This is a genomic window from Nonomuraea sp. NPDC005730 (assembly GCF_040630865.1).
Lineage (GTDB): Bacteria > Actinomycetota > Actinomycetes > Streptosporangiales > Streptosporangiaceae > Nonomuraea.
The window spans coordinates 56,513-83,014 of record NZ_JBEXYK010000047.1; the positions used below are offsets into that span (position 1 = coordinate 56,513).

Below are 26,502 nucleotides of genomic sequence, written 5' to 3' on the forward strand. Positions count from 1 at the left end.
CGATGAAGACGAGCCCGCGCGCGGTCGCAGAGCGCGAGATCACCCGCCGGGTCGACCTGTGCCTGCCCGACGGCCGGCTCAACCCGGCCGCGGTCGGCTGGAGCCGCACCCCGCTCCACCGCGCCAACATCCGCGGCTGGGGCCGCACCATGCGCTGGGACTACTGGTGCGTCACCAGCCCCGGCCACGTGTTCGCCTTCAGCGCCAGCAGCCTCGACTACCTGGCCGGCGAGTCGGCGTTCTTCCTCGACCGGCGCACCGGCGAGCAGGTCTCCAGCCGGGGCCTGCTCGTCCCGGCCAGGGGCGTGTCCTTCTCCGAGCGCGGCGGCGAGGGCAGTGTGCGCATCGCCGCCGGCCCGGTCCGCATCAGCGTCGACGAGACCGCCGACGGCACCCGGCTGCGGCTGAAGTCCGCCGAGATCGCCGCCGACGTGCTGGTGCGCCGGGTGCCGGGCCGCGAGAGCCTGTCGGTCGTGGTGCCCTGGGGCCCCCGCCGCTTCCAGTACACGGTCAAGGACGTCGGCCGGCCCGCCGAGGGCACCGTGCGCGTGGGCGGGCTGACCTACGAGTTCGACCCCGCCGAGGCCCTGGCCACGCTCGACCTCGGACGCGGGCGCTGGCCCGGCGACATCCGCTGGAACTGGGGCGCCGCCGCCGGACGGCCCGGCGGCCGCGACGTCGCCCTGCAGATCGGCGGCAAGTGGACCGACGGCACCGGCAGCGTGGAGAACGGCCTCATCCTCGACGGCCGCCTGCACAAGATCAGCGAGGAGCTGGTCTGGCGGTACGACACCACCGACTGGCGCGCGCCCTGGCACATCGTGGGCGAGCGCGTGGACCTGGAGTTCGTCCCCGAGCACGTGCGCGAGGCCGACGTGCGGCGCGCGTTCTACATGCGCAGCCAGGAGGCCCAGGCGTTCGGCCACTACCGCGGCACGGTCGTCGCCGACGACGGCGAGAGCGTGACGGTCGACGGCCTGTACGGCTGGGCCGAGGAGGTCTACCGGCGCTGGTAGCGGCGTCAGGCGTCGCGGTCGTCGCGGATGACCTCGCCGTGGATGACCTCGCCGTGCACGACCTTGCCGCCCTGAGGGGCCCGGTCCACGCCGGGCGCCGGCGGGAACAGGTTCGCGTACGGCGAGGCCGCCGCCACCCGCTTGACCCGCCGGTCGAAGAACCACGACGCCAGCCGCCGCATCAGCGGGCGGGTGAAGGGCAGCACGAAGACGAAGCCGACGACGTCGGTGAAGAAGCCCGGGATCATCAGCAGCGCGCCGCCGGCCAGCACCAGGCCACCGTCGGCCAGCTCGCGGTCGGGCACCCGGCCCTCCGACAGAGCCGCCTGCAGACGCCGCCAGACCCGGCGGCCCTCGCGGCGCACCAGCCAGGCGCCCAGCAGGCTGCCCGCGACGAGCAGGCCCACGGTCGGCCACCCGCCGATCATCGATCCGACCTGGATCAGCAGCCAGACCTCCAGCACCGGGACGCCCAGCAAGGCCAGGAACAGCAGCAGCCGCATCGTTTCCTCGATTCCGCGCACACGTACATCAGGAACAACGTCCGGCGGGCCGCGCGCGTTCCTGGACGCGGATCCTCGCGCCGGTCAGCCGCGGGTGCGCCGCAGGCGGCGGGGCAGACCGGTGACGCCCCACATGCCGATGCGCCACAACGCCTCGGACATGACCTTGCCGTTCATCTTGCTCTTGCCGACCGTGCGCTCGACGAACGTGATCGGCACCTCCACCACCCGCAGCCCGTGCCTGGCCGTGCGGAGCGTGAGGTCGACCTGGAAGCAGTAGCCCTGCGACTCGACCCCGGCCAGGCCCACCTTCTCCAGCGTGGCGGCCCGGTAGGCGCGGAAGCCGGCGGTGGCGTCGCGCACCGGCAGGCCGAGCATCACCCGGGTGTAGATGTTGGCGCCCTTGGACAGCAGCTCGCGACGGTGGGGCCAGTTGACCACCTTGCCGCCGGGCACGTAGCGGGAGCCGATCGCCAGGTCGGCGCCGTCGGCGAGGGCCTGCAGCAGCTTGGGCAGCTCCTCGGGCTGGTGGGAGCCGTCGGCGTCCATCTCGACCAGCACGTCGTAGCCCTCGCCCAGGCCCCAGCGGAACCCGGCGATGTAGGCCGCGCCGAGCCCCTGCTTGCCCGGCCGGTGCAGCACGTGGACGTGCTCGTCGGCCTCGGCCAGGCCGTCGGCGACCTCGCCGGTGCCGTCGGGGCTGTTGTCGTCGGCCACCAGCACGTGGGCGTCCGGCAGGGCGGCGCGCAAACGCTCGACGATGGCGGGCAGGTTGTCGCGCTCGTTGTAGGTCGGGACGACGACGAGCACCCGGCCGACAGTCTCCATCATGAGCCGTTCCCCATTCGGTCGCCTCGCCTGCCGCGCCGTGCGGCGACTCCGACAGCCACCGCTCCCATCAACATCAATGCCCATTCAGGAAGCTCGCCCACCTTTGTGGCGATCGTTTCCTGGGTGCGTACGGGCACCTTGACCACGTTCATGTCGGGGACAAGTTCACGGGTCTGCCAGGAGACCTTACCGTCAGGCGTGACATATGCGGAGATCCCGGTCGTGGCGGCCGTGACGACGGCCCTGTTGTGCTCGACGGCGCGCAGTTTGGACATCGCGAGCTGCTGCGGCGGCAGGTTGGACAGCGCGTAGCTGGCGTTGTTGGTCTGCACCACCAGCGGGGTGCCGCCGGCGCGCACGGTGCCGCGCACGGTGTCGTCGTAGGCCACCTCGTAGCAGTTGACCGCGCCGATCGTGACCGGGCCGAGCTTCAGGTCGCCCGGCTTCGTGCCCGCGACCGACTGCCGGCCGACCAGGTTGGCCCGCTCCCACAGGGCCAGCACGATCTCCTTGAACGGCGTGTACTCCCCGAACGGCACCAGGTGCTGCTTGTCGTAGTAGGCGCCGGGACCGCTCACCGGGTCCCACACCAGGCTGCGCGTGGCGCGGTGCTCGTCGCCGATGGCCACGACGGCGCCGACCAGGGTGGGGACGCCGACGTACTTGACCGACTCGTCGATGACCTGGCGGGCGAAGGCGCTGGTGTAGGGGTCGATGTCGGTGGAGTTCTCGGGCAGGACGACGATGTCGGGCTTGGGCAGGGCCCCGGCGCGCACGGCGTCGGCCAGCCGTCTGGTCTCCCCGGCGTGGTTGCGCAGGACGACGGCCGGCTCGTCGCCGAGCGGGTGCATGCCCCGCCCCGGGACGTTGCCCTGCACGATGCCGACGTTGATCGAGCGGCCCTCGTCGCCCGGCCTCGGCAGGACGAGCGTGAGCAGCGGCACGGCCAGCGCCACGGCCACCGGGACGGCCCTGCGCACGGCTTTGTCGACGGCTTTGTCCCCGGCTTTGTCACGGGTGGCGGCGGGGCGCACCAGGACGGCGTGGGCCAGCAGGGCGCCGCACAGCGTGACGGCGAAGGAAACCAGCGGCGCGCCGCCCAGCGCGGCGTAGGGGGTGAACAGCGACTCGCCCTGGCTGAAGGCCACCCGCGCCCACGGGAAGCCGCCGACGGGCACCAGGCCGCGGGCCCACTCCATCATCACCCACAGCGCGCCGAACCACAGCGGCCACAGCCGCAGCCGGAACACCAGGGCCGCCAGGGCGGCCATGGCGGCGTAGAACACGCTCTCGGTGGCCACCAGCATGACCCAGACGTCGTCGCCGATCGTGCGCACCCAGGCCAGGGCGGGGAACAGGAACACGGCGGCACCCAGATACCCCAGCCACGCGGCGCGCCGGGGACGGGTGCGGTAGAGGGCCGCGACGATCAGCCCGATGCCGACCGGTGCGCACAACCACCAGTCGAGCGGCGGGAAGGCGGTGAAGAGCAGCAGCCCGCCGGCGACCACGGCCACGACCCGCGCGGCCAGGACCCACCGGCCCTCACCCCCGGCGTGAACACCGTCGCCTTCACCCGAGGCGGTGTCGGTGTCGGCGGCGGTGGTGGTGGCGTCCGCCTCGGGAGCCGGTTCGCGCCCGGGGACGGGCGGAACGCTCGTCTTGTCCTGAACCACGCCGGGTCTCCTCGCAAAATCGCACGCCTGCTTGCGAAAACGCTACCGCCCCGGGGCCGCGCTCAAGCCAGCGGCGCACACCGAGATCGAAAACGGCCGTTCGCAGGCGGCCGGCTGGGTGATCCCGTTCGGGACGGGATCACCCGGCGCGATCCGCGATCCTGCGCACGAGAGCGGGAAGAGGGCCCGGAAACCCTTCGGACCGGACCCGTCTCGTCGGCGGCGAGCGCGGAATTCCGTTGTCTACTGGGCTCCCGGACCCGTCCCGGGTCCAACCCCCCAACCGGTTGGGGTGCCCCGACTCGACGGACCGACGGCCCTGCACCTGGCTGTGTGGACGAAGTCACACTCCGTCACGGACGCAGGATCCGGCGATGTCAGAGACGGCCAACCGGCCAAGTCCCGTGCTGGACTGCGCAGCAAACTACCGACTCCACCTCAGATGTCAACCGTGTCCCGATCAGCGGGAACATCAAGTTTCCGCAGGTGGGACATGTTCGGCCTGCCGTCGTAAAGCGGGTCAAAGCCCATTTGCCGACGTCGGGGATCTGCCCGGCAGGCCCGACAGCGCCTGCGACAACGGCCCTTCGTGGACGACGCCCAGCCGTTGCGTGGCACGCGTCAGAGCAACATACAGGTCGCTCGGCCCGCGTGGCGACTGGGCGGCGATGAGGTCCGGCTCGGCCACGATCACCGAGTCGAACTCCAGGCCCTTGGCGTCGGCCACGCCCATCACCGCCAGGGGCGCGTCCAGGGCGGCGGCCCCGCCGGCCCGTCCGGCGCCGGGCGTGACCACCGCGGCCCCCTCCACCGCCGCGACCAGCCGCGCGCCGAGCGCGTCCAGCAGCGCGTCGGGCACCACCACGGCGACCTTGCCGCCCTCCCCGACCTCGGACCTGGCCAGTTCGGGCAGCGCGGGCAGCGGCGCCGACCAGGGCCGCGCGCCGAGCTCGCGCACCGACGTCGGCGCCTCCAGGGCCGGGTCGATGGTGGCCAGCACCCGCGCGGCCACCTCCATGAGCTCCACGGGCGTGCGGTAGTTGACCGTCAGCCGCTCCTGACGCCAGCGCCCGGCCACGTACGGGTCCAGCACCTGCGCCCACGAGCGCGCCCCCGCCGCCGAGCCGGTCTGGGCGATGTCCCCGACGATCGTCATCGACCGTGTCGGGCAGCGCCGCATGACCGCCCGCCAGGCCATCGGCGACAGCTCCTGCGCCTCGTCCACGATCACGTGCCCGTAGGCCCAGGTGCGGTCGGCGGCGGCGCGTTCGGCGGTGGTGAGGTAGGGGCCGCCGCCGCGCTGACGTTCGGCCAGCCGCTCGGCCTCCATGACGTCGGACAGGCCGGTCAGCTCCAGCACCTCGCGCGCGTAGGCCAGCTCGGCCTCGCGCTGGTGCTCCTCGGCCTGCCGGGCCGCGGCCAGCTCCTCCTCGGCCTGCATCGCCGAGGCGCGCAGCACGTGCTCGTCGATGTCGCCCAGCAGCTCGGCGGCCTCGTCCAGGAGCGGCACGTCGGCGTCGGTCCACTCGGCCGAGTCGCGGCGCAGCAGCGCCCTCTCCGCGGGGCTCAGGACGCCCCCCGCCGCCTCCAGCCGCTCGGGCGACCCGTACAGGCCAAGCAGCAGCCGCTGGGGCGTCAGGTACGGCCACAGCCGGTTGAGCGCGGCCTTGACCACCGGCTCGGTCCGCAGCTCCTCGCGCAGGTCGGCCAGCTCGTCGTCGTCGATGAGCCCCTTGCCGATCTTGCGGGCCTGCTGCCGGGCCAGCGCGTTCAGCAGCGACCTGACGAACACCGCGCGCGCCTGGTTGTGCGGGCGGCGCGAGCGCACGGCCTTGTTCTTCGCCGCGTCGAGCATGGCGCGGTCGACGGTGAGCGTCAGCCGCCCCACCGTCAGCTCGATGGGCTTGCGCGGCACCTTCTGCCGGTCGCGCACGGCGCGCTCGATCACCTGGGCCATCCGCGCGTCGCCCTTGACCGCGGCCACCTCCGGACGGTCGCGCCGGGTGGCGGTCACGCCCGGGTACAGCTCGCCCACGGTGGACAGCAGCACGTCGGTCTCGCCGAGCGAGGGCAGCACCTGCTCGATGTAGCGCAGGAAGGTGAGGTTGGGACCGAGGATGAGCACGCCGCGGCGCTCCAGGCGCTCCCTGTGGGTGTAGAGCAGGTAGGCGGCCCGGTGCAGGGCCACGACGGTCTTGCCCGTGCCGGGGCCGCCCTGCACGACCAGGACGCCGTTGAGGTCGCTGCGGATGACGCGGTCCTGCTCGGCCTGGATGGTGGCGACGATGTCGCGCATGCGGCCGGTGCGGCGCTCGTCGAGGGCGGCCAGCAGCGCGGCCTCGCCGTTGAGGGTGGCGCGGTCGTCGTCGGTGAGCGCGTCGAGGTCGAGCAGGTCGTCGTCGACGCCGACGACGCTGCGTTCCCTGGTCTGCAGGTGGCGGCGCCTGGTCACGCCCATGGGCGCGGCGGGGGTGGCGCGGTAGAACGGCTGCGCCACGGGCGCGCGCCAGTCGATGAGCAGACGGCGTTGCTCGTCGTCGGTGAGGCCGAGCTTGCCGATGTAGAGCCGGCCCTCCTCGACATGGTCGAGCCGGCCGAAAACCAGGCCGCGCTCCACCGCCCAGAGCCGGGCCAGGCGCCCGGCGTACATGTCGGCGAAGGAGTCGCGCTCGGATCTGTTCTGCATCGTGCCGACGGCACCCGTGGCCAGCACTTCCTTGAGCCGACGCTGGGTGCGCTCGCGCAGCTCGTCGAGGCGGTCGTACAGACCGGTGACGTAGGACTGCTCCTTGGCGAGCTCCGTTTGACGAGTTGCCGCCTGACCATTATTGTGGTTAATGGGACACTCCGGGCCATTCTGCTTGTTGTTGCGACAAACGATGACATTAGCACGCCTGTCGAGGCACTCCCATCTTCCCTTCCCCCTTCCGGGTCACGGCTTGGTTTCGCCCTCTTGACCAGCATGGGAGAACTCCCTATGTTTTCGAGTTAGGAAAGTTTCCTAACTTCGTCGAAGGGGTCCTCCTGATGAGCGGTCCGGTTCCGGGAACGCCCAGCCTGCTGCGCGCGATCAACGACCGCGCGGCCCTGCGGGCGCTCCTCGAGCGCGGGTCGCTGACCCGCCCGGAGCTGGGCGCCCTGACAGGCCTGTCCAAGCCCACCGCCTCCCAGCTCCTGTCGCGTCTGCAGGACGCCGGGCTGGTGGTCCTGGACGGCATCAGAGAGGGCCTGCCGGGCCGTACCGCCGAGGTCTACCGGATCAACCCGGCGGCGGCCTACGTGGGCGCGCTCGACGTCGCCCCCGACCGCATCGAGGCCCGCGTCGCCGACATCACCGGCACGGTCGTGGGCTCGTACACGCTGCCGACGCCCCGCCGGCCGGGCGGCGAGCTGGTCGACCGGCTGGGCGCGGCGCTGGCCGGCGCGAACCCGCCGGACAAGCTGCGCAGGGTCGTGATCGGCGTGCAGGCCGCGATCGACCCGGCCACCGGCCGGCTCGGCTACGCCGCCGCCAAGGACGTGCCCGGCTGGCAGATCGACGACCTCGTGCCCACCCTCAGCGCGGGTCTCGGCACGGCCGTGGACGTGGAGAACAACGTCAACCTCGTCGCCCTGGCCGAGCAGGCGCACGGCGCGGCGCGCGGGCACTCCGACTTCGTGCTGCTGTGGGCCGACGAGGGCATCGGCTCGGCCATCGTGTTCGGCGGGCGCATGCACAGGGGCGCGACCGGCGGCGCGGGCGAGGTGGGGTACATGCCGACCCCGGGCGCGCCGACGGCCCGCGAGGCCGGCCGCTACGCCAACCACGGCTACCAGGCGCTCACCGGCGGCCCGGCCGTGCTGCGGCTGCTGCGCTCCTACGGCGTGCACGGCACCGACTTCCGCCAGGCCATCGCCAAGGCGGTACGCGTGTCGGAGGGCTCGGGGCAGAAGGCCGACGACGCCAAGGCGGGGCTGCGCGACATCGCCGCCCGCCTGGCGGTGGGCCTGGCGGCCATCACCTCCGTCATCGACCCCGGCCTGATCGTGCTGACCGGCGGCGTCGTGCTGTCGGGCGGCGAGCCGCTGCGCGAGCTGGTCGAGCACGAGCTGCACGCGCTCACCATCCCCCGCCCCGTCGTGCGGCTGTCGCACGTGGAGGGCAACCCGGTGCTGGCCGGCGCGCTCGACCTGGCCCTGGACACCGTGCGCGACGAGGTCTTCAGCTCGACCGTCCCTTCCTGAGCTTCCTTCTCCATCCCGTTCCACCCTCACTTCATGATCCCCCAGCGGTAGGAGGCACCCCCCGTGCGCTTCGTCCCCCTGGCGGCCGTCGCGATCCTCGCGCTCGCCGCCTGCACCGCCGGCAGGGAGGCCGGGCCCTCGCTCGGCTCCCAGCCAAGACCCTCGGGCTCGGCCTCCGCGGCCCTCCCGGCGGCCACGATCCAGCTCTGGCACGGATTCTCCACCGACGCCGAGGTCAAGGCGTTCGAGGAGGCCATCGCCGGGTTCCACGCCAAGTTCCCGCAGATCACCGTCAAAACCACCAAGGGCGTCCAGGACGACCAGATCACGCAGGCCATCCGGGGCGGCAACGCGCCGGACGTGGCGGCCTCGTTCACGACGGACAACGTCGCCCAATGGTGCAGGTCGGGATCGTTCCAAGATCTCACCCCCGTCATCAAGCAGGACGGGATCGACCTGTCGGTGCTGCCCGAGGTGGCACGTTCCTACACCGGCTTCGGCGGTCGGCAGTGCACGCTGCCCCTGCTGGCCGACGCGTACGGCCTCTACTACAACAAGGCCCTGATGAAGGGCAACCAGCCGCCCAAGACGCTGACCGAACTCACCGAGCTGGCCAAGAAGCTGACCGTGCGGGACGCGAACGGCGACATCAAGGTGGCCGGGTTCGTCCCCAGCACGCAGTACTACGAGAACAGCCCCAGCCACCTGGCCCCCATGGTCGGCGCCAGCTGGTACAACGCCGACGGCACCTCGGCCATCGGCACCGACCCGGCGTGGAAGGCCCTGCTGCGCTGGCAGAAGGAGCTCATCGACTGGTACGGCTACGACAAGCTGGAGAAGTTCCGCAAGAGCCTGGGCGACGAGTGGAGCGCCGACCACCCGTTCTACAAGGGCAAGATCGCGATGGTCCTGGACGGCGAATGGCGCAACGCCATGATCGCCAACGACGCCAAGAAGCTCGACTACGCCACCGCTCCCCTGCCGGTCGCCGACGACAAGCCCGACCTGTACGGCAGCGGCTTCACCGCCGGCACCGTCATCGGCGTCCCCAAGGGCGCCAAGAACCCGCAGCAGGCCTGGGAGCTGGTCAAGTACCTGACCACCGACACCAGCTCGCTGGTGACGCTCTCCAACGCCCTGCGCAACGTGCCCACGACCAAGGCCGCGATGGAATCGCCCGACCTGTCCAAGGACGCGAACTTCGCCACCTTCCTCGATGTCTTCTCCCACCCCAAGACCTCGACGCTGCCGCCGAGCGTCAACAGCGTCTTCAACCAGGAGGCGCTGGCGACCTTCGTCGTCAAGTGGGAGAAGGGCGCGGTCACCGACCTCGACGCCGGGCTCAAGGGCGTGGACAAGCAGATCGACGACAAGCTGAAGCTGTCCGGGGGCTGATCGGCGATGGCCTCCTCCCCCCACGCCGCGCCGCCGAGGCGGCGGCGCGGCGAGGGCCTGCGCGCCCTGCTGTGGTTGTCGCCGTGGATCGCCGGAGTGTCGATCTTCTTCGTCTATCCGCTGCTGTCCACGGTGTACTTCTCCTTCTACCGCTACGACATGACCAGCACGCCGGAGTTCATCGGGCTGGACAACTACGCGTACCTGCTGCACGACCCGCGGGTCGCGATGTCGGCCAAGAACACGCTGTGGCTGGTGGCGATCATGGTGCCGGCCACGGTGCTGTTCTCCCTGGCCCTGGCGCAGCTCGTGGTCAGGCTCAAGGCCGGCGTCGGCGTGCTGCGGACGATCTTCTACCTGCCGTCGCTGGTCCCGCTGGCGGCCGGGACGATCACCTTCGTCTTCCTGATGAACCCGGCCACCGGGCCGTGGAACAAGTTCCTGGCCCTGTTCGGCATCCACGGGCCCGACTGGTTCGGCGACCCGGCCTGGTCCAAGCCGAGCCTGACGCTGCTGTCGCTGTGGAGCTGCGGCCAGCTCGCCGTGATCTTCATGGCGGCGCTGCTGGACGTCCCCCGGCACCTGTACGAGGCCGCCGCCATCGACGGCGCCGGCGCCTGGCGGCAGTTCCGCAGCGTGACGCTGCCGACGATCGCGCCGGTGCTGATGTTCGCCCTGGTCACCAACGTCATCTACGCCCTGCAGTACTTCACCCAGGCGATGATCGCCTCCCGGGTGGCCTCGGGCTCGACCGACTCCCCCGGCTCCACCTTCACCCCCGGCTATCCGGACGAGTCGCTGCTGACGCTGCCTCAGTGGCTCTTCCAGTCGGGCTTCCGCGACTGGACGATGGGCTACGCGTGCGTGCTGGCCCTGCTGCTGTTCGCCACGTCGATGATCTTCACGTTGATCCTGCTACGGCAGTTCCGCCGGGCCGAGGAGGCGATATGAGCGCGACCATGACCGCCCCCGCCACGCACGCGGCCCCCGCGCGGCGGCAGGGGGTCAGGGCACGGCGGCGGCGCACGCTGATGTGGATCGCCACGCACGCGACGGCGATCGTGCTGGCCCTGATGTTCCTGGCGCCGGTGGTGTTCCTGACCCTGACCGCGCTGATGACCGACGAGCAGGCGCTGACCGGCGACCTGTGGCCGCGCACGTGGAACTTCGACAACTTCGTGGTGGTGTTCGAGAAGTCGAAGCTGCTGCGCTGGGGGATCAATACGCTGCTGTACGCGGGCCTCGGCACGGTCTTCACGCTGGCCTCCTCGGTCCCGGTGGCCTACGCGCTGGCCCGGTTCCGCTTCCGGGGGCGGCGGGCGGCGTTCCTGCTGGTGATCACCGCCATGATGCTGCCGCCGCAGGTCATCGCGGTGCCGATCTACCTGGTGTGGGCCCGGCTGGGGCTGACCGACAGCCTGTGGCCGCTGATCCTGCCGATGTTGTTCGGCGACGCCTTCTCCATCTTCCTGCTCCGCCAGTTCCTCATCACGATCCCGCGCGAGTACATCGACGCGGCGAAGGTGGACGGCTGCTCGGACTTCAGGACGCTGGTACGGGTGATCCTGCCGATGGCCCGTCCGGCGGTCGCCGCCGTCGCCCTGTTCCAGTTCTTCTACTGCTGGAACGACTACTACGGCCCGCTGCTGTACGCCGGCGTCGAGCAGGAGGGCTGGACGCTCTCGCTCGGCCTGGCCACGTTCAAGGCGTTCCACAGCGTCCAGTGGAACCTCACCATGGCCGCCACCCTGCTGGTGACCGCGCCGGTGATCATCGTGTTCTTCCTCGCCCAGAAAGTCTTCATCGAGGGCGTGACCTTGACAGGAGTGAAGGGTTGAAACTCGCCGTGGTCGGGGGCGGCTCGACGTACACGCCGGAGCTGGTCGACGGGTTCGCGCGGCTGCGTGACGAGCTGCCCGTGACGGAGATCGCCCTCATCGATCCGGATCCGTCCCGTCTTGAGCTGGTGTCGGGGATGTCGCGGCGCATGCTGGCGCACGCCGGGCATCCGGCGCGCGTGCTGGCCACCTCCTCGGTGGCCGAGGGGGTCGCGGGGGCCGAGGTCGTGCTGTTCCAGCTCCGGGTGGGCGGGCAGGCGGCCAGGAACGTCGACGAGACGCTGCCGCTGGAGTGCGGCTGCGTGGGCCAGGAGACGACCGGCGCGGGCGGCCTGGCCAAGGCGCTGCGCACGGTCCCGGTCGTGCTGGAGCTGGCCGAGACCGTCCGCCGGGAGGCCCCCGACGCCTGGATCATCGACTTCACCAACCCGGTCGGCATCGTCACCAGGGCGCTGCTCGACGCCGGCCACCGGGCCATCGGGCTGTGCAACGTCGCGATCGGCTTCCAGCGCCGCTTCGCCGCGGGGCTGGGCGTCGACCCCGGCCGCATCTCGCTGGGTCACGTCGGGCTGAACCACCTGAGCTGGGAACGTTCGGTCCACCTCGACGGCCGGGACGTGCTGCCCGACATCATCGACCGGGCCGGCGAGGAGATCGCCGAATCCCTCGGGCTGCGGGTGGAGCTGATCCGGCGGCTCGGCGTCATCCCGTCGTACTACCTGCGCTACTTCTACGCCCACGACGCGGTGGTGCGCGAGCAGCGCGCCAAGCCGTCGCGGGCGGCCGAGGTGGCGGAGATGGAGACGCGGCTGCTGGAGATGTACGGCGACCCGTCGGTGGTGACCAAGCCGGAGCTGCTGGACCGGCGCGGCGGCGCGTTCTACTCCGAGTCCGCGGTGGCGCTGATCGCCTCGCTGCTCGGCGACCGGGGCGACACCCAGGTCGTCAACGTGCGCAACCAGGGCACCCTGCCCTTCCTGGACGACGACGCCGTCATCGAGGTGCCCGCGGCCATCACCGCGTCCGGCGCCGCGCCGCTGCCGGTGCCGCCCGTCGAGCCGCTGTACGCGGGGCTGATCGCGCACGTGTCGGCGTACGAGACCCTGGCCCTGGACGCCGCCCGCCGGGGCGGCGCGGACCGCGTGCGCGACGCCCTGCTGGCGCACCCGCTGATCGGCCAGGACGACGTCGCCGAGGAGCTGACCGGCCTGCTGCTGGCGGCCAACCGCGAGCACCTGCCCTGGACGGTGGGCTAGTGGCGGGCCCCCGGCTGCTCCTGGCCGTCGACGGCGGCAACAGCAAGACCGACGTCGCGGTGGTCGCGGACGACGGCGAGGTGGTCGCGACCGGCCGGGCGGGCCCCTTCGAGCCGCAGAGCGCGGGCGTGGCCGCGGCCGTGGACGTGGTGGCCGAGGCGACGGCCCGCAGCGGCCTGCCGGCCCAGGCGTTCGGCCACGTGTCGGCCTGCCTGGCCGGGGCCGACTTCCCGGTGGAGGAGGAGGCGCTGGCCGCCGAGTTCGCCGCCCGCGGGTTCGGCGACGTGGTGGTGCGCAACGACACCTTCGCGCTGCTGCGGGCCGGCACGTCGGCCCCGTGGGGGGTCGCGGTGGTGTGCGGTGCGGGCATCAACGCGGTCGGCGTCTCCCCCGGCGGGCAGGTCGCCCGCTTCCCCTCGCTGGGCCGGATCAGCGGCGACTGGGGCGGCGGCCAGGGCGTGGCCGAGGATGCACTGTGGCACGCCGTGCGCGCCGAGGACGGCCGCGGCGCGCCGACGGCCCTGGCGGAGCTGGTCACCGCCCACTTCGGCACGGCCACCGTCGAGGAACTGGTGCTCGACCTGCACTTCGGACGCGTGGACGAGGGGCGGCTGCACGAGCTGGCCCCCGGCGTGCTGGCCGTCGCCGCGGCCGGGGACGCGGTCGCCCGGTCGCTGGTCCAGCGGCAGGCCGAGGAGGTGACCGTGATGGCCGAGGTGTGCCTGCGGCGGCTCGGTCTGCTGCAGACGCCGGTCGAGGTGGTGCTCGGCGGCGGCATGCTCACGGCCCGGGACCCGCTGCTGACGCCGCTGCTGGAGTCGGCGTTCGCGGTCAGGGCGCCGCAGGCCGAGCTCGTGGTGGCGGACCTGCCGCCGGTGGCGGGGGCGGCGCTGCTGGGGCTGGAGCACCTTGGCGCCCCGGAGACCGCGCTGGCCCGCCTGCGCTCGCACTTCGCGCTCCCGGTCACGCGCTGACCCGCCCGCCGGCGTCCGTGTCGCGTTCGCCGGGTACGGGGCCGCGCCCGGTTTCTCCACCTGGCCTGGGCGCCGGTCCTGCGGGGGCGGCGCCCGGCGGGCTTTCAGGCGGAGGCGTTCTGGTCGGGCTCGGCGGGTGTGACGTCGGGGGCGACGACCGGGGCGCGGTGCTCGTAGGGCGTGCTCAGGACCACGGTGGTGCGGGTGGAGACGTTGGCCGAGGCGCGGATCTGCTGCAGCAGGTCCTCCAGCGCCACCGGCGAGGCCACGCGGACCTTGAGGATGTAGCTCTCGTCCCCGGCGACGCTGTGGCAGGCCTCGATGGCGCTCAGGTGGGCCAGCCGCACGGGGGCGTCGTCGGGCGCGGCGGGGTCGATCGGCTTGATCGACACGAACGCGGTCAGCGGCAGCCCGATCGCGTCGTGGTCGATGACGGCGGCGTAGCCGCGGACGACGCCGCGCTTCTCCAGGCGGCGTACGCGCTGGTGGACCGCGGAGACGGAGAGCCCGGTCTCCCTGGCCAGGTCGGTGAAACTCATGCGGCCGTCGTGGGCGAGCAGCGTGACGATCCGGCGGTCGATCTCCTCCATCGGTCAAAGGTAGCCGGTGATGGTCACGACATGGTCCCGACGGGAGCGACCCCTCGGTTCATCGCGTGCTCGACCAGGGTGATGAGCACCTGGCGGCCGGAGTCGCGCCGGCGGGCGTCGCACAGCACGATGGGCACGTCGGGTTCCAGCCCGATGGCCGAGCGCACCTCGCCGACGGTGAAGGGGCGGGTGCCGTCGAAGCAGTTGAGCGCGATGATGAACGGCTGCTCGCGCTTCTCGAAGTAGTCGACGGCCGGGAAGCAGTCGGCCAGCCGGCGGGTGTCGGCCAGCACCACGGCTCCCAGCGCGCCCATGGCCAGCTCGTCCCACACGAACCAGAAACGTTCCTGCCCCGGGGTGCCGAACAGGTAGAGCATGTAGTCGTCGCGGATGGTGATGCGGCCGAAGTCCATCGCGACGGTGGTGGTGAGCTTGCGCTCGACGCCCGACAGGTCGTCGACGTGCGTGCCGACGTGGGTGAGCGCCTCTTCCGTGCGCAGCGGGCGGGTCTCGGAGACGGCGCCGACCATGGTGGTCTTGCCCGCGCCGAATCCGCCGGCGATCAAGATCTTGATCGCGGTCGGCAGCCGCCAACGGTCGACGCGACCGAATTCCATCCAGCACCGCCCGTACAGGTCCCGCGCACGTCGCGGCCTTCGCGCATGGTCAGTGAAATCTGTCAAGGCGCGTGGTGAAGGCCGTTCGGCGTGCCTGGCATCGAGTCACCCTAGCAACGCCACATTTTCCACTCAAGACATAAACTTTTACAACGAACCAAATGTCACGATTTATCGTCGGTAGTCCCATAAATCGCCTGGCGGGCGACGGGCGGTCAAGAGACTTGTCAGCTTATTCGACGAGATCGTTAGGTTGCGTGATCCGGGTCCGAAATGCCGGTGAAGCCAGCGTTGAAGCCGATCCGTCGGCCCAGGTAGGCGGCCGTCCGCGGGCTGCAGCCGCGCAACGTCTCGATCCGGCCGGTCGCCTCGCGGGCCAGGCCGTCCATCGCCGTGGTGACCTCGCCGCCGGTGACCCCGAGCCCCAGGACGTTGAGATCGCCCCAGCTCAGGTCCTTGCGGAAGGAGGCGACGTCGCCGAGCAGGTGCAGGTAGCGCTGCACCTGCCGGCTGACCGCCCGTAGCTCCTCCAGGTGCCCCCTGGTCCAGCCGTCGCCGGTGTAGATCCAGTGGGACAGGTCCACGAAGCAGGAGCCGCGGCTGTCGGCGTTGTCGAGGTAGCGCTCCAGCGTGGGCACGGCCCGGGTGTCCCGCCACACCCAGGCTCTGGCCATTCCGGCCAGCGTCCGGGCGAGCTGGTCGTGCCAGAGCCGCTGCGCCGGCCCGAACCCCTCGACCGTGGCCAGCTCGTCACGCAGGTCGGCCAGGAAGCGGGTGACCGGCGACCGCGGCACCGCGCCGCCGGCGACCTCCATGCACTCGCGCGTCAGCCGGTCGACCTGTTCGCGGGTGGTGGCGGTGTGGTCCACCAGGCGGCCGACGGCCAGCACCCACAGGGCGCTGCGGTTGACCGCCTTCAACCCGCCCGCGCCCGCCCAGGGGGCGCTGAAGGCCGTGCCGAGGGTCAGGGCCTGGTAGAACTCGGCGTCGAAGGCCGCGCCGGGGAACAGGCCGTCGTACAGCTGGGCGCAACGCCGCAGGTCTCTGCCGCACTCGGCGGCCAGAGCGCAGGTGCGGCCGAGCCGGTACGCCTCGTCCAGCTCCTCGCCGGGCACCCTAGGGCCACCCGCACGGTACACAGCTCATGGCGACGCCCCCCCAACAGCCGGCCGGACGAATGCACCTGCCGAAGAATTCTTTCATGATCACATACACCCCATCAAGCCATCCCCACCTCCCCCGCCCATCCCCACACCAGAACCGGACCGCGAAGCACCCGAGCAGACGCCCCCGACCGCTGCCAACCGCCCGGTCACCCCAGGCACCACCTGAAGACCGACCAGGCCCGCCACGAGCCAGACAGCCACCCGGTACCCGGCAAAGACAGGAGCCGGCCGGTCAGCCTGAGGCCGGGCCACGCCGGGAAACCGGAGACCGGTCCATTGTTCGCGGCATGCCAGCGGCGCAAGCCACGCGGGATGTGGCGCAGAACGGGATCCAGCGACCAGGTCAAGCGAGAGTTCGGCTACCAGGTCAGCCCCAGAGGCCGAGCCAGGCGAGAGACGGACGGCACGCCGGAGGCCGAATCAGGCGGGAAGGCCGTCGACCGATCCCGAGCCAGCGGCAGGCCAACGGCGGGATCCCGCAGAAGGCAGCGCCAGGCGGGAGGCCGGGCTCAGGCGGGAGGCCGGGGTGGGGAAGGGAAGGCGGCCCAGAGGGCGGTGGCGTCGTCGTGGGGTTTGCCGCGGACCGCCCCGCGTTCGACCTCCAACCCCCGTACGGCTGAGATCACCGCCCCCGGCCCCCCGCCGACCAGCTCGGCCAGCACGGCCTCCCAGCTCCACCCGTACCACTCCACCAGCCGGGTCACCCCGTCGGTGAACAGCCCGGCCCCCAGCAGCCCGGACGCCTCCACGACCCCGCTGACCGCCTGCCCGGCGGCCTCGGGCCGGGTGGAGGCGACCCAGAACCCGCCCTCGGCGTTGCGCATGCGCCGCACCAGCTCCGGCGAGTACGGTCGCCCGCCCGGCAGCCGCTCCACCCGGTCGTCGCCGATGACCTCGGCCCCGCCGTCGGCCCGCGCGAGCACAACCGGGGAGTCCCCCAGCACGAGGTACTCCACCACTCCCCCGCCTAGGCGCATCATGGCCACGGTCGTGGACGGCGAGTCGGGGTCACCCAGGTCGCACGTGCCCGAATGGGCGCCCATGGTGACGGAGATGGCCTCGGCCAGGATGTCGGCCAGCGACGAGCGCCCACCGGCGGCCAGCCCGGCGGCCAGCGCCCCGCCGAGCCGCCCGACCAGCCAGGCGACGTCGTGGGCGCAGCCGCCGGCCCCCGCCGCCGCCGTGGCCCCGTCGAGCACGACCGCCCACGAGGGCCCGGCCACCGCCAGGTCCTCGTTGGGCCGCGCCGACCCGGGCCGGGTGGCGCACCTGACCTCGGTGAACATGCCGTTACGGCTGGACGGTCACCAGCTCGCGCGGCGTGTTGTTCAGCCGCTCGCCGCCGGTCTCGGTGCAGACGACGATGTCCTCGATGCGGGCGCCGTGGCGGCCGGGCAGGTAGATGCCGGGCTCGACGGAGAAGGCGAACCCGGCCTCCATCGGCTCGTCGTTGCCCGAGACGATGTAGGGCTCCTCGTGCGTCTCGATGCCGATGCCGTGGCCGGTGCGGTGGATGAAGTAGTCGCCGTAGCCCGCCTCGGCGATGACCTCGCGGGCCGCCGCGTCGATCGACTCGCACGACACGCCCGGCCGCACCGCGGCGCAGGCGGCGTCCTGGGCGCGGCGCAGCACCTCGTAGTAGGCGGCGAACTCGGCGGGCGGCTCGCCCACGCAGTAGGTGCGGGTGGAGTCGGAGCAGTAGCCGTTGTGGAGCTGGCCGCCGATGTCGACCACGACCGGCTCGCCGGCCTGGATCACCCGGTCGGACACGTCGTGGTGGGGGCTGGCGCCGTTGGGCCCGGAGGCGACGATGACGAAGTCGACCGTGGCGTGGCCGGCGGCCAGGATCGCCTCGGCGATGTCGCGGCCCACCTCGCGCTCGGTGCGACCGGCGCGCAGCAGCCCGGGCACCTGCCGGTGGACCGCGTCGATGGCCTCGCCGGCCTCGCGCAGGGCCGCCACCTCGGCCGGCGACTTGCGCATGCGCAGGTCGCGCAGCACCGTGCCGGCCAGCACCTGCTCGGCCTCCGGCAGCACGTCGCGGAAGCGCAGCGACGACATGGCCCACATGCGGTCGGCGAGCCCCACCTTGGCCACCCGGCCCAGCCGGGAGGCGGCGATGCTGTAGGGGTCGTCGGTCTCGTCCCAGGCCACGAACTCCAGCCCGAGCCGGGAGGCGGGCGAGGCCTGCGCGGCCGGCAGCTCAAGGCGGGGCACCATCATGTACGCCTCCCCCGAGGCGGGCACCACGAGGCAGGTCAGCCGCTCCAGCGGCTTGGCGTCGTAGCCGCTGACATAGCGCAGGTCGGGCCCGGGGGTGAGCAGCAGGGCGTCGAGGCCGGCCTTGGCGGTGGCCTCCTGCGCGGCGGCAAGACGGGACACGGGATACAGGTCTGAGGACGTCACGAGCCAAATCTACTCGGACGGCCGGCGCCCCCACTCCAGCAGGCCGCTTGTCCGCCGAGGGCTAAAATCCGCGAAAACTTCTCACAACAAGAGAGCCCATGACTACACTCCGTTCCACATTGATCACGTAGTGTGGGACCAATTGTCCAGTTCCACTGCACTTTGAGAGTGAGGCCATGGTCGACTTCGCAGGCGCGGCAGAGCTGGTCAGGCAGAAGGCCCCGCACGGGCGGGCGCGCGGGGCAGGCTCGGAGCTGCTGGCCGTCCGGCTGGCCCACGCCGAGCGGCTGGGCAACATGGGCTGGGCCGAATGGAACCTGCGCACCGGGGCCGCCATCTGGTCCGACCAGGTCTACGCGATCTTCGGAAGAGACCGCGAGGAGGGGCCGCTGTCCCTTCCCGACCTGGCCGCCATGGTCGAGCCGGCCGACCTCGACGCGCTCGACCGGCTGCTGTGGCACGTGGTGGAGGGCGTCGAGCCCGTGCACGCCGAGTTCCGCGTCAGGCGCGGCACGGGCGAGCTGCGCGACCTGCGCGTCGTGCTCGAACCGCTGATGTCGCCCGGCGGCCCGGTCGGCATGCACGGCGTCATCCAGGACATCACCGGCCGCCGCAGGGCCGAGCGCATGATGTCGGAGTCGCGCCGCCAGCTCCTGGAGGCCCGCGAGCAGGCGGCCGAGGAACGTAACGTGATGCTGGCGCTGCGCGAGGCCATCCTGCCCGCGCCCACCGGCTGCCTCGACCTGCCGGGGGCCAGGATCGCCGTCCGCTACGTGCCGGCCGAGAAGACCGCGAGCCTGGGCGGCGACTGGTTCGAGGCCGCCACCACGCCCGACGGCCACCTGCTGCTGGCCATCGGCGACGTGTCGGGCCACGGGCTGCCCGCCATCGCCCACATGGCCCACCTGCGCCACGCCCTCGTCGGCCTCACCATGACCGGCCGGCCCGCCGACCGCCTGCTGTCCTGGCTCAACGACCTCGTCCTCCACCAGCTGAAGGACACCACCGCCACGGCCGTCATCGGCCACCTCGACCCCGCCACGCTGCTGTTCACCTGGGGGCGGGCGGGCAACCTCGACCCCATCCTGGTGCGCGGGGGCCGGGCGGCCCTGCTGGGCAGGCCGGCGGGCGTGCTGCTCGGCGCGGTCTCCGGGCGACCCTACGAGCTGGCCCACACCCGGCTGTGCCCCGGCGACCTGCTGCTGATGTTCACCGACGGGCTGGTCGAGCGGCGCACCCGCGACATCGACGTCGGCCTGGAGCTGGTGCTGGCGGCCGCCTGCGGCCTGTCCGCCCACGACCTCGAAGCCGGGCTCGACCGTCTCCTGGCCGACATCGGCGGCCCCAACCCCGAGGACGACGCGTGCCTGCTGGCCGTCGCCGTCCCGGAGCCGGACGGGAGGGCGGCGGGAGTGCGACCATAGACGGGTGCTCATGCTTCTGGACACACCGTCCCTCTACTTCCGTGCCTTCTACGGCGTGCCCGAGTCGGTCAAGGCGCCCGACGGCTCCCCGGTCAACGCGGTACGCGGGCTCATCGACATGATCGCCACGCTGGTCCGTCAACACTCCCCGGCGGCGCTGGCCGCCACCATGGACGCCGACTGGCGGCCCGCCTTCAGGGTGGCGGCGATCCCGACCTACAAGGCGCACCGGGTCGCCCACGGCGACGTCGAGGAGGTGCCCGAGACGCTGGTGCCGCAGATCGCCGTGATCAACCAGGTCCTCGACGCCGTGGGCATCGCCCGTCCCGAGTCGCCCGGCTACGAGGCCGACGACGTGATCGGCACCCTCACCCACCAGGCCGAGGGCGCCGTCGAGATCGTCACCGGCGACCGCGACCTGTTCCAGCTGGTCGACGACTCCCGTCCGGTCCGCGTCCTCTACACCGCGCGCGGCATCCGCAACCTGCAGTTCGTCGACGAGGCGTTCGTCACCGCCAAGTACGGCGTCCCCGGCCGCGCCTACGCCGACTTCGCCACCCTGCGCGGCGACCCCAGCGACGGCCTGCCCGGCGTGCCCGGCGTCGGCGAGAAGACGGCGGCGGCCCTGATCACCCGGTTCGGCTCGCTCGCCGCCCTGCTGGAAGCGCTCGACTCCGGCGTCACCGACGGCTTCCCGGCCGGCAGCCGCAACCGCCTGGCCGCCGCCCGCGACTACCTCGACGCCGCGCCCGCCGTGGTCGAGGTGGCCTCCGACGCACCGCTGCCCGCCGCCGACCTGACGCTGCCCGACAAGCCGCGCGACCCGGAGGCCCTGGTGGCCCTGGCCGACCGCTACGGCCTCGACAGCCCGCTCAACCGCCTGCTGGAGGCGCTCAGGAGCTGAGGAACTCGCGCACGGCGTCCTGGGCCGCCTCGCGCAGGCGGCCGTGCACGGCGGCGTTCTCCTCGCGGTCGGTGCGCACCTCCACCACCCGCGGCCCCTCGCCGCGCATCGCCTTGGACAGCTCGCTGACGTCCCCGAGCAGCGTGTACGGCGTCCCGCTCGCGGCGGCGGCGTAGGCCAGGTCGACGCCGTGCGGCGTGCCGAAGACCCGCTCGAACGGGTCGCGCACCGCCGCCTGCGGCAGCAGCGAGAAGATGCCGCCGCCGTCGTTGTTGACGACCACCATGCACAGGTCCGGCCTAGGCTCGCGGGGGCCGAGGATCAGCCCGTTCTGGTCGTGCAGGAACGACAGGTCGCCGAGCAGCGCGTACGAGGGCCCGTTGTGCGCCAGCGCGGCCCCCATGGCCGTGGACACCAGCCCGTCGATGCCCGAGGCGCCCCGGCTGGCCATGAGCCTGATGCCGCGCCGCGGCCGCATGAACTGGTCGAGGTCCCTGATCGGCATCGAGGAGCCGCAGAACAGCAGCGCGCCGTTGGGCAGCGCGTCGGCCAGGTCGCGGGCCAGGCGCGGCTCGGAGGTGCCGGAGACGTCCAGGACCGCGTCGAGGGCCGACCGGACGGCCGCGTCGGCCTGCCGCCAGGCGTGCAGCCAGCTGTCGTCGCCGGAGGCCACCGGGATCTCCACGGCCTGCGCGACCTGGGTCGCCGACCTGGTCGGGTCGGGCCAGCGGTCGAGGTCGGGGGCGACCACGATGTGCTCGTCCGTCCGCTTCAGCCACGACAGCAGCGGCCGTGACAGGCCGGGCCGGCCCAGCGTGACGACCACGTCGGGGCGGTGGGAGTCGGCGAACTCGGGCGTGCCGAGCAGGTAGTGGTAGCTGGAGATGGAGTGGTCGCCGTAGCGGGCGCCGCCGTTGGGCTCCGACAGCACCGGCCAGCCGGCCATGCCTGCGGCGGCCACGTAGCGCCGGACGTTGGCCGCGCCGTCGCCGACGACGAGCACGCCGCGCCTGGTGGGCGGGATGTGCAGGGCGATGGGCGGGGGCGCGACGCGGGCCCGCACCCAGGGGCCGTTCGCGCCGCCGTCGAGCGGCTCGGACCAGCTCGTGTCGCCGTCGGGGATCAGCGGCTCACGGAAGGCCAGGTTGAGGTGCACGGGGCCGGGATTGCCCGCCCCGGCGGCCCGCTGGTAGGCGCGGCAGGCCAGCGAACGCCAGTAGGCGACCATGCCGGGACGGTCTTCGGGCACGCCGACCTCGGCGAACCAGCGGACGGCGGTGCCGTACAGCTTGACCTGGTCGATCGTCTGGTTGGCGCCGGTGCCGCGCAGCTCGGGCGGACGGTCGGCGGTGAGGACGAGCAGCGGCACGCCCGACTCGTCGGCCTCGATCACCGCCGGATGGAAGTTGGCCGCGGCCGTGCCGGAGGAGCAGATCAGCGCCACCGGCCGCTCGGAGCGCTTGGCCAGGCCGAGCGCGAGGAAGGAGGCCGAGCGCTCGTCGATGCGGACGTGCAGGCGCACCCGCGACTCGGCGTGCAGCGCCAGGGCGAGGGGCGCCGAACGGGAGCCGGGGGCGAGCACCACGTCGGTCAGGCCACAGCGCACCAGCTCGTCGACGAGCACGGTGGCCAGCGCGGTTGCGGGGTTCAAAGTGACGCCTCCTGCATCCGGCCGAGCCACTGGGGAGATTCAATCTCAACTTCCGACAAATGCTGAAAATTCACCGAGGGGCGTCGCACCGGGAGCCAGCCGTCCACGGGCACCAGCGAGTCGTCCACCACGTCGCCCGCCAGCAACGACATCGTGCCGAGCCCGCACGCGTACGGCAGCGACGGCAGCGCCGCCGCCAGCGCGACCCCCGCGGCCAGACCCACGGACGTCTCCACGGCGCTGGAGACCACGGCGGGCAGGCCGCACGACTCCACCACCCGCAGCGCGGCGCGCACCCCGCCCAGCGGCTGCACCTTGACCACGGCGATGTCGGCCGCCTCGGCCGCCCTCACCCGCAGCGGGTCCTCGGCGCGCCGGATCGACTCGTCGGCCGCGATCGGCACGTCGACCGCCCTGCGCACCGCCGCCAGCTCCGCCAGGGTCGCGCACGGCTGCTCGGCGTACTCCAGGCCGAACCGGTCGAGCCGCTTGAGCCGGGTGACGGCCTCGTCGACCTCCCAGGCGCCGTTGACGTCGACCCTCAGCCGCCCGGACGGCCCCAGGGCGTCACGCACCGCCTCCACCCGCGCCAGGTCGTCGGCGAACGTCTGGCCGCGCTCGGCCACCTTGACCTTCGCCGTGCCGCAGCCGGAGCCCCGTACCAGCTCGTGGGCCTGCTCGGCGTCGACCGCCGGGACGGTGGCGTTGACCGGGACGCGGTCGCGCACCGGCTCGGGCCAGCCTTCGAAGGCGGCCTCACGGGCGCACGCCAGCCAGCGGGCGCACTCGCGCGGACCGTACTCGGGGAACGGGGAGAACTCGCCCCAGCCCGCCGGACCGTGCAGCAGCACGCCTTCCCTGACGGTCTGCCCGCGAAACCGCGTCCGCATCGGAATCCGGAAGACCACGGGAGAACGCGTCACGACCCTACCCTGCACCTGTGTCCGACCTGTCGCCATTAACCTTACGAGCATGTGGAGGAACCCGTCGCATCCGGACCGTCCGCTGCATGCCATTGTGCAGCCTCCCGGCCCCGGCCTCTTCACCGCGATCCGCGACGCGCTCTCCGGCGACGGCCCGGCCGTCCTGCCGCTCCAGCCGGGCCACGAGCACCAGGCCCTGCAGGCTCTTCGTCCCACGCACGCCGGCGGCGAGCCGCGGCCCGGCGGCGAGGGCGTCCCCGGCGACGTGGCGGTCGTCATCGCCACCAGCGGCAGCACCGGCGCGCCCAAGGGCGTGCAGCTGTCGGCCTCCGCACTGCGCGCCTCGGCGTCGGCCTCGCTGAGCAGGATCGGGGCCGCCGAGGGCGACCGGTGGCTGTGCTGCCTGCCCGTCTCGCACGTCTCCGGCCTGCAGGTGCTGGTCCGCGCCCTGCTGTCGGGCAGCGACCCGATCATCCACCCCTCCTTCGACGTGCGGGCCGTGCTGTCCTCGGGCGCCCACCACGTCTCCCTGGTGCCGACGCAGCTCCACCGGCTGGTCGAGACCGGCGCCGACCTGTCGGTGTTCCGCACGATCCTGCTCGGCGGCGCGGCACCCAGGGCCGGGCTGGTCGAGCGGGCCGTGGAGCTCGGCGCGCGGGTGTTCACCACGTACGGGATGAGCGAGACGTGCGGCGGCTGCGTCTACGACGGCCGCCCCCTTTACGATGTAGATCTCAAAATCGGCGCGGACGGCCTGATCAGGATCGCCGGGCCCGTGCTCTTCTCCGGCTACCGCTTCGGCGGGCGGACCGCGTTCGACGGCGACTGGTTCGTCACCTCCGACCTCGGCGAGCTGAACGGCGGCCGGCTGCGTGTGCTCGGCCGGGCCGACGACGTCGTCAACACCGGCGGCGAGAAGGTCGTGGCCGCCGTGGTGAGCGCGGTGCTCGGCACGCACCCCGAGGTCGCCGACGTGGCCGTGGCCGGCCTGCCCGATCCGGAGTGGGGCGAGGCGGTCACGGCGTTCGTGGTGCCGGCCGACCCCGCCGCGCCGCCCACGCTGGCCGAGCTGCGCGCCTACTGCCGCGACCGGCTGCCCGCCCACGCCGCGCCCCGCGGCCTGCGCCTCCTCCCCCGCCTGCCGCTGCTGCCCAACGGCAAGACCGATCTCGTACGGCTGCGCACAGGAACCTGACGCGGTGCGGCTGCGTCATAACGGGAGAGAAGGAAGGGAGCCTTCATGAACCAGACCCGCAAGATGTGGGCGTCCGCGGCGGTCGTCGGCGTGATCGTCGTCGGCGGCGCGTCGGTCGCGGCGGCCGCCTCGGCGGGCAAGCTCGACGCGGTCGCCAGGGAGACCCGGGCCGTGGTCGAGCAGACGTCGCCGACCGGCCGGCCGGTGCCCTCGCCCGGCGACACCGAGGGCGTCGTGGTGTCCACGGAGGTCAATCCCGATCCGCGCGAGGTCATCGACTACTGGACCGACAAGCGCATGGAAGAGGCCGAGCCCATGCCCATGCCCGAGGGGACCGGAAGCTTCGAGGTAGCGGAGTAGTTCCCGCCTCCCGGGGGTGGCGGGCCCTCTGGGCGTTCCGCCCCTTTTTCATCCCTCCGGGAACAAATAGCGGTGGATGGCGTTATTGATACTGGTGCGCCGTGCGGAGATTGACCACCGCCCCACCACAACCTGCCTGATCGCTTCGACTCCGTACGGAGGAGGTGTCCTCATGCCCAGAACCGCCGTGGCGACCCCACCCGCGACTCTCGACCAGCTCATTGAACGAGGGCGAGCCCAGGGTCACCTTTCTCTGGCGGAGCTGCGCGACGCGTTCGCCGAGGCCGGCATCAGCCCCTCTGAAGGCCGCACGATCCTGCGCGAGCTCTCGGAGGCCGGTGTGAGCCTGGCTGCCGAGAACGAGCCGTCGCTGGCCAAGACCGCCGCCAGGAAGACCACCCAGAAGACCGCGAACAAGAGCGCCCCCAAGCCGAGGAAGGCTTCCGGGGCAAAGGCTACCGGCCGCACGGCCGCCGAGGCAAAAAGCCCGGTGGACGGCAAGCCGGAGCACGAGGAGGACGTGGCCCCCGACGACCTCGAACTGACGGCCGAGGACGCCGAGATCGAGACCGAGGCCATGGACCTGGACGACAACCAGTCCGTGATGGGCGACTCGGTGCACACGTACCTGAAGTCGATCGGCCGCCGTACCCTGCTCACCGCCGCCCAGGAGGTCGAGCTGGCCCGCCGGATCGAGGCCGGCCTGTACGCCGAGTACAAGCTGGAGAGCGACCCGGACGCGCCACCGTCCGTGCTCGACGACCTGCACCTGGTCATCGAGGACGGCCGGCAGGCCAAGGACCACATGCTGGAGGCCAACCTGCGCCTGGTGGTCTCGGTGGCCAAGAAGTACACCGACCGCGGCATGTCCCTGCTGGACGTCGTCCAGGAGGGCAACCTGGGGCTGATCAGGGCCGTGGAGAAGTTCGACTACACCAAGGGCTTCAAGTTCTCCACCTATGCCATGTGGTGGATCCGGCAGGCCATCCAGCGCGGCTTCGCCGACTCCGCCCGGACGATCCGGCTGCCCGTGCACGTGCTGGAGATGCTCTCCAAGCTGTCGCGGGTCGAGCGGGACATGCACCAGAGGCTGGGCCGCGAGCCCACGCCCGAGGAGCTGGCCGTCGAGCTCGACAAGACGCCGGACCAGATCGAGGAGCTGCTGCGCACCAGCCGCCAGCCGATCTCGCTCAACGCGACCATCGGCGAGGACGGCGAGACCACGATCGGCGACCTCATCGAGGACGTCGACTCGCCGGAGGCGTCGGAGATCGTCGACCGCCAGCTGCTGGGCGACCAGCTGCGCGGCGTGCTCGACAACCTCTCGCCCCGCGAGTCGAAGATCATGGCCCTGCGGTTCGGCCTGGTGGACGGCAAGCCGCACACGCTGGACGAGATCGGCAAGCACCTCGGCCTGACCCGCGAGCGCATCCGCCAGCTGGAGAAGGAGTCGCTGTCGAAGCTGCGCCACCCGAGCAACACCCGCCCCCTGCTCGACTGGGCCAGCTGACCCGCACCACCCCGGCCGTCACCGTCAGGCCCCTGACGGTGAC

At 72.4% G+C, this 26,502-nt stretch carries 23 protein-coding genes; 12 read left to right on the forward strand and 11 right to left on the reverse strand.

All coding sequences use genetic code 11. The features are described 5' to 3' along the window. Window positions 1-2 precede the first annotated feature (2 nt). Window positions 3-1,016, forward strand: coding sequence for a DUF2804 domain-containing protein (locus tag ABZ444_RS36730; RefSeq protein WP_358007398.1), 1,014 nt, complete (start codon window positions 3-5; stop codon window positions 1,014-1,016). Window positions 1,017-1,021: 5 nt separating this feature from the next. Here ABZ444_RS36730 and ABZ444_RS36735 read toward each other — a convergent pair whose 3' ends face one another. The 4 genes from ABZ444_RS36735 to ABZ444_RS36750 form a co-directional block, all read right to left on the reverse strand. Then, window positions 1,022-1,519 (reverse strand): FxsA family protein, encoded by a 498-nt coding sequence (locus tag ABZ444_RS36735; protein WP_358007401.1) that lies wholly within the window; start codon window positions 1,517-1,519, stop codon window positions 1,022-1,024. A gap of 84 nt (window positions 1,520-1,603) precedes the next feature. Next, window positions 1,604-2,350 (reverse strand): polyprenol monophosphomannose synthase, encoded by a 747-nt coding sequence (locus ABZ444_RS36740; RefSeq protein WP_358007404.1) that lies wholly within the window; start codon window positions 2,348-2,350, stop codon window positions 1,604-1,606. Next, on the reverse strand, window positions 2,347-4,026 hold the full coding sequence (lnt, locus tag ABZ444_RS36745) for an apolipoprotein N-acyltransferase (protein WP_358007407.1): 1,680 nt from the start codon (window positions 4,024-4,026) through the stop codon (window positions 2,347-2,349). Before lnt ends, ABZ444_RS36740 begins: the two co-directional genes overlap by 4 nt. A gap of 520 nt (window positions 4,027-4,546) precedes the next feature. Then, window positions 4,547-6,712: an ATP-binding domain-containing protein gene (locus ABZ444_RS36750; RefSeq protein WP_358007410.1), complete on the reverse strand. Its 2,166-nt coding sequence runs from the start codon at window positions 6,710-6,712 to the stop codon at window positions 4,547-4,549. A 341-nt stretch (window positions 6,713-7,053) separates the two neighbouring features. Here ABZ444_RS36750 and ABZ444_RS36755 point away from each other — a divergent pair, with 341 nt between their 5' ends. The 6 genes from ABZ444_RS36755 to ABZ444_RS36780 all read left to right on the forward strand — a co-directional run bounded on the left by ABZ444_RS36755 (window position 7,054) and on the right by ABZ444_RS36780 (window position 13,713). Continuing rightward, the gene (locus tag ABZ444_RS36755; protein ID WP_358007413.1) at window positions 7,054-8,250 is read left to right on the forward strand and encodes an ROK family transcriptional regulator; all 1,197 of its coding nucleotides are present in this window, start codon (window positions 7,054-7,056) and stop codon (window positions 8,248-8,250) included. A gap of 63 nt (window positions 8,251-8,313) precedes the next feature. After that, entirely contained in the window at window positions 8,314-9,645 is a 1,332-nt protein-coding gene (locus ABZ444_RS36760; protein ID WP_358007416.1) for an ABC transporter substrate-binding protein, read from the forward strand. 6 nt (window positions 9,646-9,651) lie between these two features. Further along, the gene (locus ABZ444_RS36765) at window positions 9,652-10,596 is read left to right on the forward strand and encodes a sugar ABC transporter permease (protein ID WP_357975665.1); all 945 of its coding nucleotides are present in this window, start codon (window positions 9,652-9,654) and stop codon (window positions 10,594-10,596) included. Beyond that, window positions 10,593-11,483, forward strand: a complete 891-nt coding sequence (locus ABZ444_RS36770; protein ID WP_358007419.1) for a carbohydrate ABC transporter permease — start codon at window positions 10,593-10,595, stop codon at window positions 11,481-11,483. The genes ABZ444_RS36765 and ABZ444_RS36770 overlap by 4 nt, the downstream gene beginning before the upstream one ends. Continuing rightward, on the forward strand, window positions 11,480-12,739 hold the full coding sequence (locus ABZ444_RS36775) for a 6-phospho-beta-glucosidase (RefSeq protein ID WP_358007422.1): 1,260 nt from the start codon (window positions 11,480-11,482) through the stop codon (window positions 12,737-12,739). The genes ABZ444_RS36770 and ABZ444_RS36775 overlap by 4 nt, the downstream gene beginning before the upstream one ends. Beyond that, a complete protein-coding gene (locus ABZ444_RS36780; RefSeq protein ID WP_358007425.1) occupies window positions 12,739-13,713 on the forward strand; it encodes a BadF/BadG/BcrA/BcrD ATPase family protein in 975 nt (324 codons plus the stop codon). Before ABZ444_RS36775 ends, ABZ444_RS36780 begins: the two co-directional genes overlap by 1 nt. Before the next feature lie 104 nt (window positions 13,714-13,817). Here ABZ444_RS36780 and ABZ444_RS36785 read toward each other — a convergent pair whose 3' ends face one another. The 5 genes from ABZ444_RS36785 to ABZ444_RS36805 all read right to left on the reverse strand — a co-directional run bounded on the left by ABZ444_RS36785 (window position 13,818) and on the right by ABZ444_RS36805 (window position 18,492). Beyond that, complete coding sequence (locus ABZ444_RS36785) at window positions 13,818-14,303, reverse strand: Lrp/AsnC family transcriptional regulator (RefSeq protein ID WP_358007428.1); 486 nt, start codon at window positions 14,301-14,303, stop codon at window positions 13,818-13,820. 23 nt (window positions 14,304-14,326) lie between these two features. Then, a complete protein-coding gene (locus ABZ444_RS36790) occupies window positions 14,327-14,920 on the reverse strand; it encodes an ATP/GTP-binding protein (protein WP_357704895.1) in 594 nt (197 codons plus the stop codon). A 248-nt stretch (window positions 14,921-15,168) separates the two neighbouring features. Beyond that, entirely contained in the window at window positions 15,169-16,035 is an 867-nt protein-coding gene (locus ABZ444_RS36795; RefSeq protein ID WP_358007431.1) for a terpene synthase family protein, read from the reverse strand. Window positions 16,036-16,595: 560 nt separating this feature from the next. Continuing rightward, window positions 16,596-17,372 carry a protein phosphatase 2C domain-containing protein gene (locus ABZ444_RS36800; protein WP_358007434.1) on the reverse strand — a complete coding sequence of 259 codons (777 nt, stop codon included), beginning with the start codon at window positions 17,370-17,372 and terminating at the stop codon, window positions 16,596-16,598. Window positions 17,373-17,376: 4 nt separating this feature from the next. Beyond that, complete coding sequence (locus tag ABZ444_RS36805) at window positions 17,377-18,492, reverse strand: Xaa-Pro peptidase family protein (RefSeq protein ID WP_358007437.1); 1,116 nt, start codon at window positions 18,490-18,492, stop codon at window positions 17,377-17,379. 176 nt (window positions 18,493-18,668) lie between these two features. Between ABZ444_RS36805 and ABZ444_RS36810 the strand changes: the two genes are divergently transcribed. Next, window positions 18,669-19,916, forward strand: a complete 1,248-nt coding sequence (locus tag ABZ444_RS36810) for a SpoIIE family protein phosphatase (protein ID WP_358007440.1) — start codon at window positions 18,669-18,671, stop codon at window positions 19,914-19,916. 10 nt (window positions 19,917-19,926) lie between these two features. Then, window positions 19,927-20,820, forward strand: coding sequence for a 5'-3' exonuclease (locus ABZ444_RS36815; protein WP_358007458.1), 894 nt, complete (start codon window positions 19,927-19,929; stop codon window positions 20,818-20,820). On the opposite strand, the gene menD is transcribed toward ABZ444_RS36815, so the two are convergent. After that, window positions 20,810-22,471, reverse strand: a complete 1,662-nt coding sequence (menD, locus tag ABZ444_RS36820) for a 2-succinyl-5-enolpyruvyl-6-hydroxy-3-cyclohexene-1-carboxylic-acid synthase (protein WP_358007443.1) — start codon at window positions 22,469-22,471, stop codon at window positions 20,810-20,812. The genes ABZ444_RS36815 and menD overlap by 11 nt on opposite strands. Beyond that, complete coding sequence (locus tag ABZ444_RS36825; RefSeq protein ID WP_358007446.1) at window positions 22,468-23,394, reverse strand: o-succinylbenzoate synthase; 927 nt, start codon at window positions 23,392-23,394, stop codon at window positions 22,468-22,470. Before ABZ444_RS36825 ends, menD begins: the two co-directional genes overlap by 4 nt. A gap of 49 nt (window positions 23,395-23,443) precedes the next feature. On the opposite strand from ABZ444_RS36825, the gene ABZ444_RS36830 reads away from it, so the two are divergent. From ABZ444_RS36830 to ABZ444_RS36840, 3 genes are all read left to right on the forward strand, one after another. Next, window positions 23,444-24,589 (forward strand): AMP-binding protein, encoded by a 1,146-nt coding sequence (locus ABZ444_RS36830; RefSeq protein ID WP_358007449.1) that lies wholly within the window; start codon window positions 23,444-23,446, stop codon window positions 24,587-24,589. A 45-nt stretch (window positions 24,590-24,634) separates the two neighbouring features. Next, entirely contained in the window at window positions 24,635-24,949 is a 315-nt protein-coding gene (locus ABZ444_RS36835; protein ID WP_357975633.1) for a hypothetical protein, read from the forward strand. 172 nt (window positions 24,950-25,121) lie between these two features. Further along, entirely contained in the window at window positions 25,122-26,459 is a 1,338-nt protein-coding gene (locus tag ABZ444_RS36840; protein ID WP_358007452.1) for an RNA polymerase sigma factor, read from the forward strand. Window positions 26,460-26,502 lie beyond the last annotated feature (43 nt).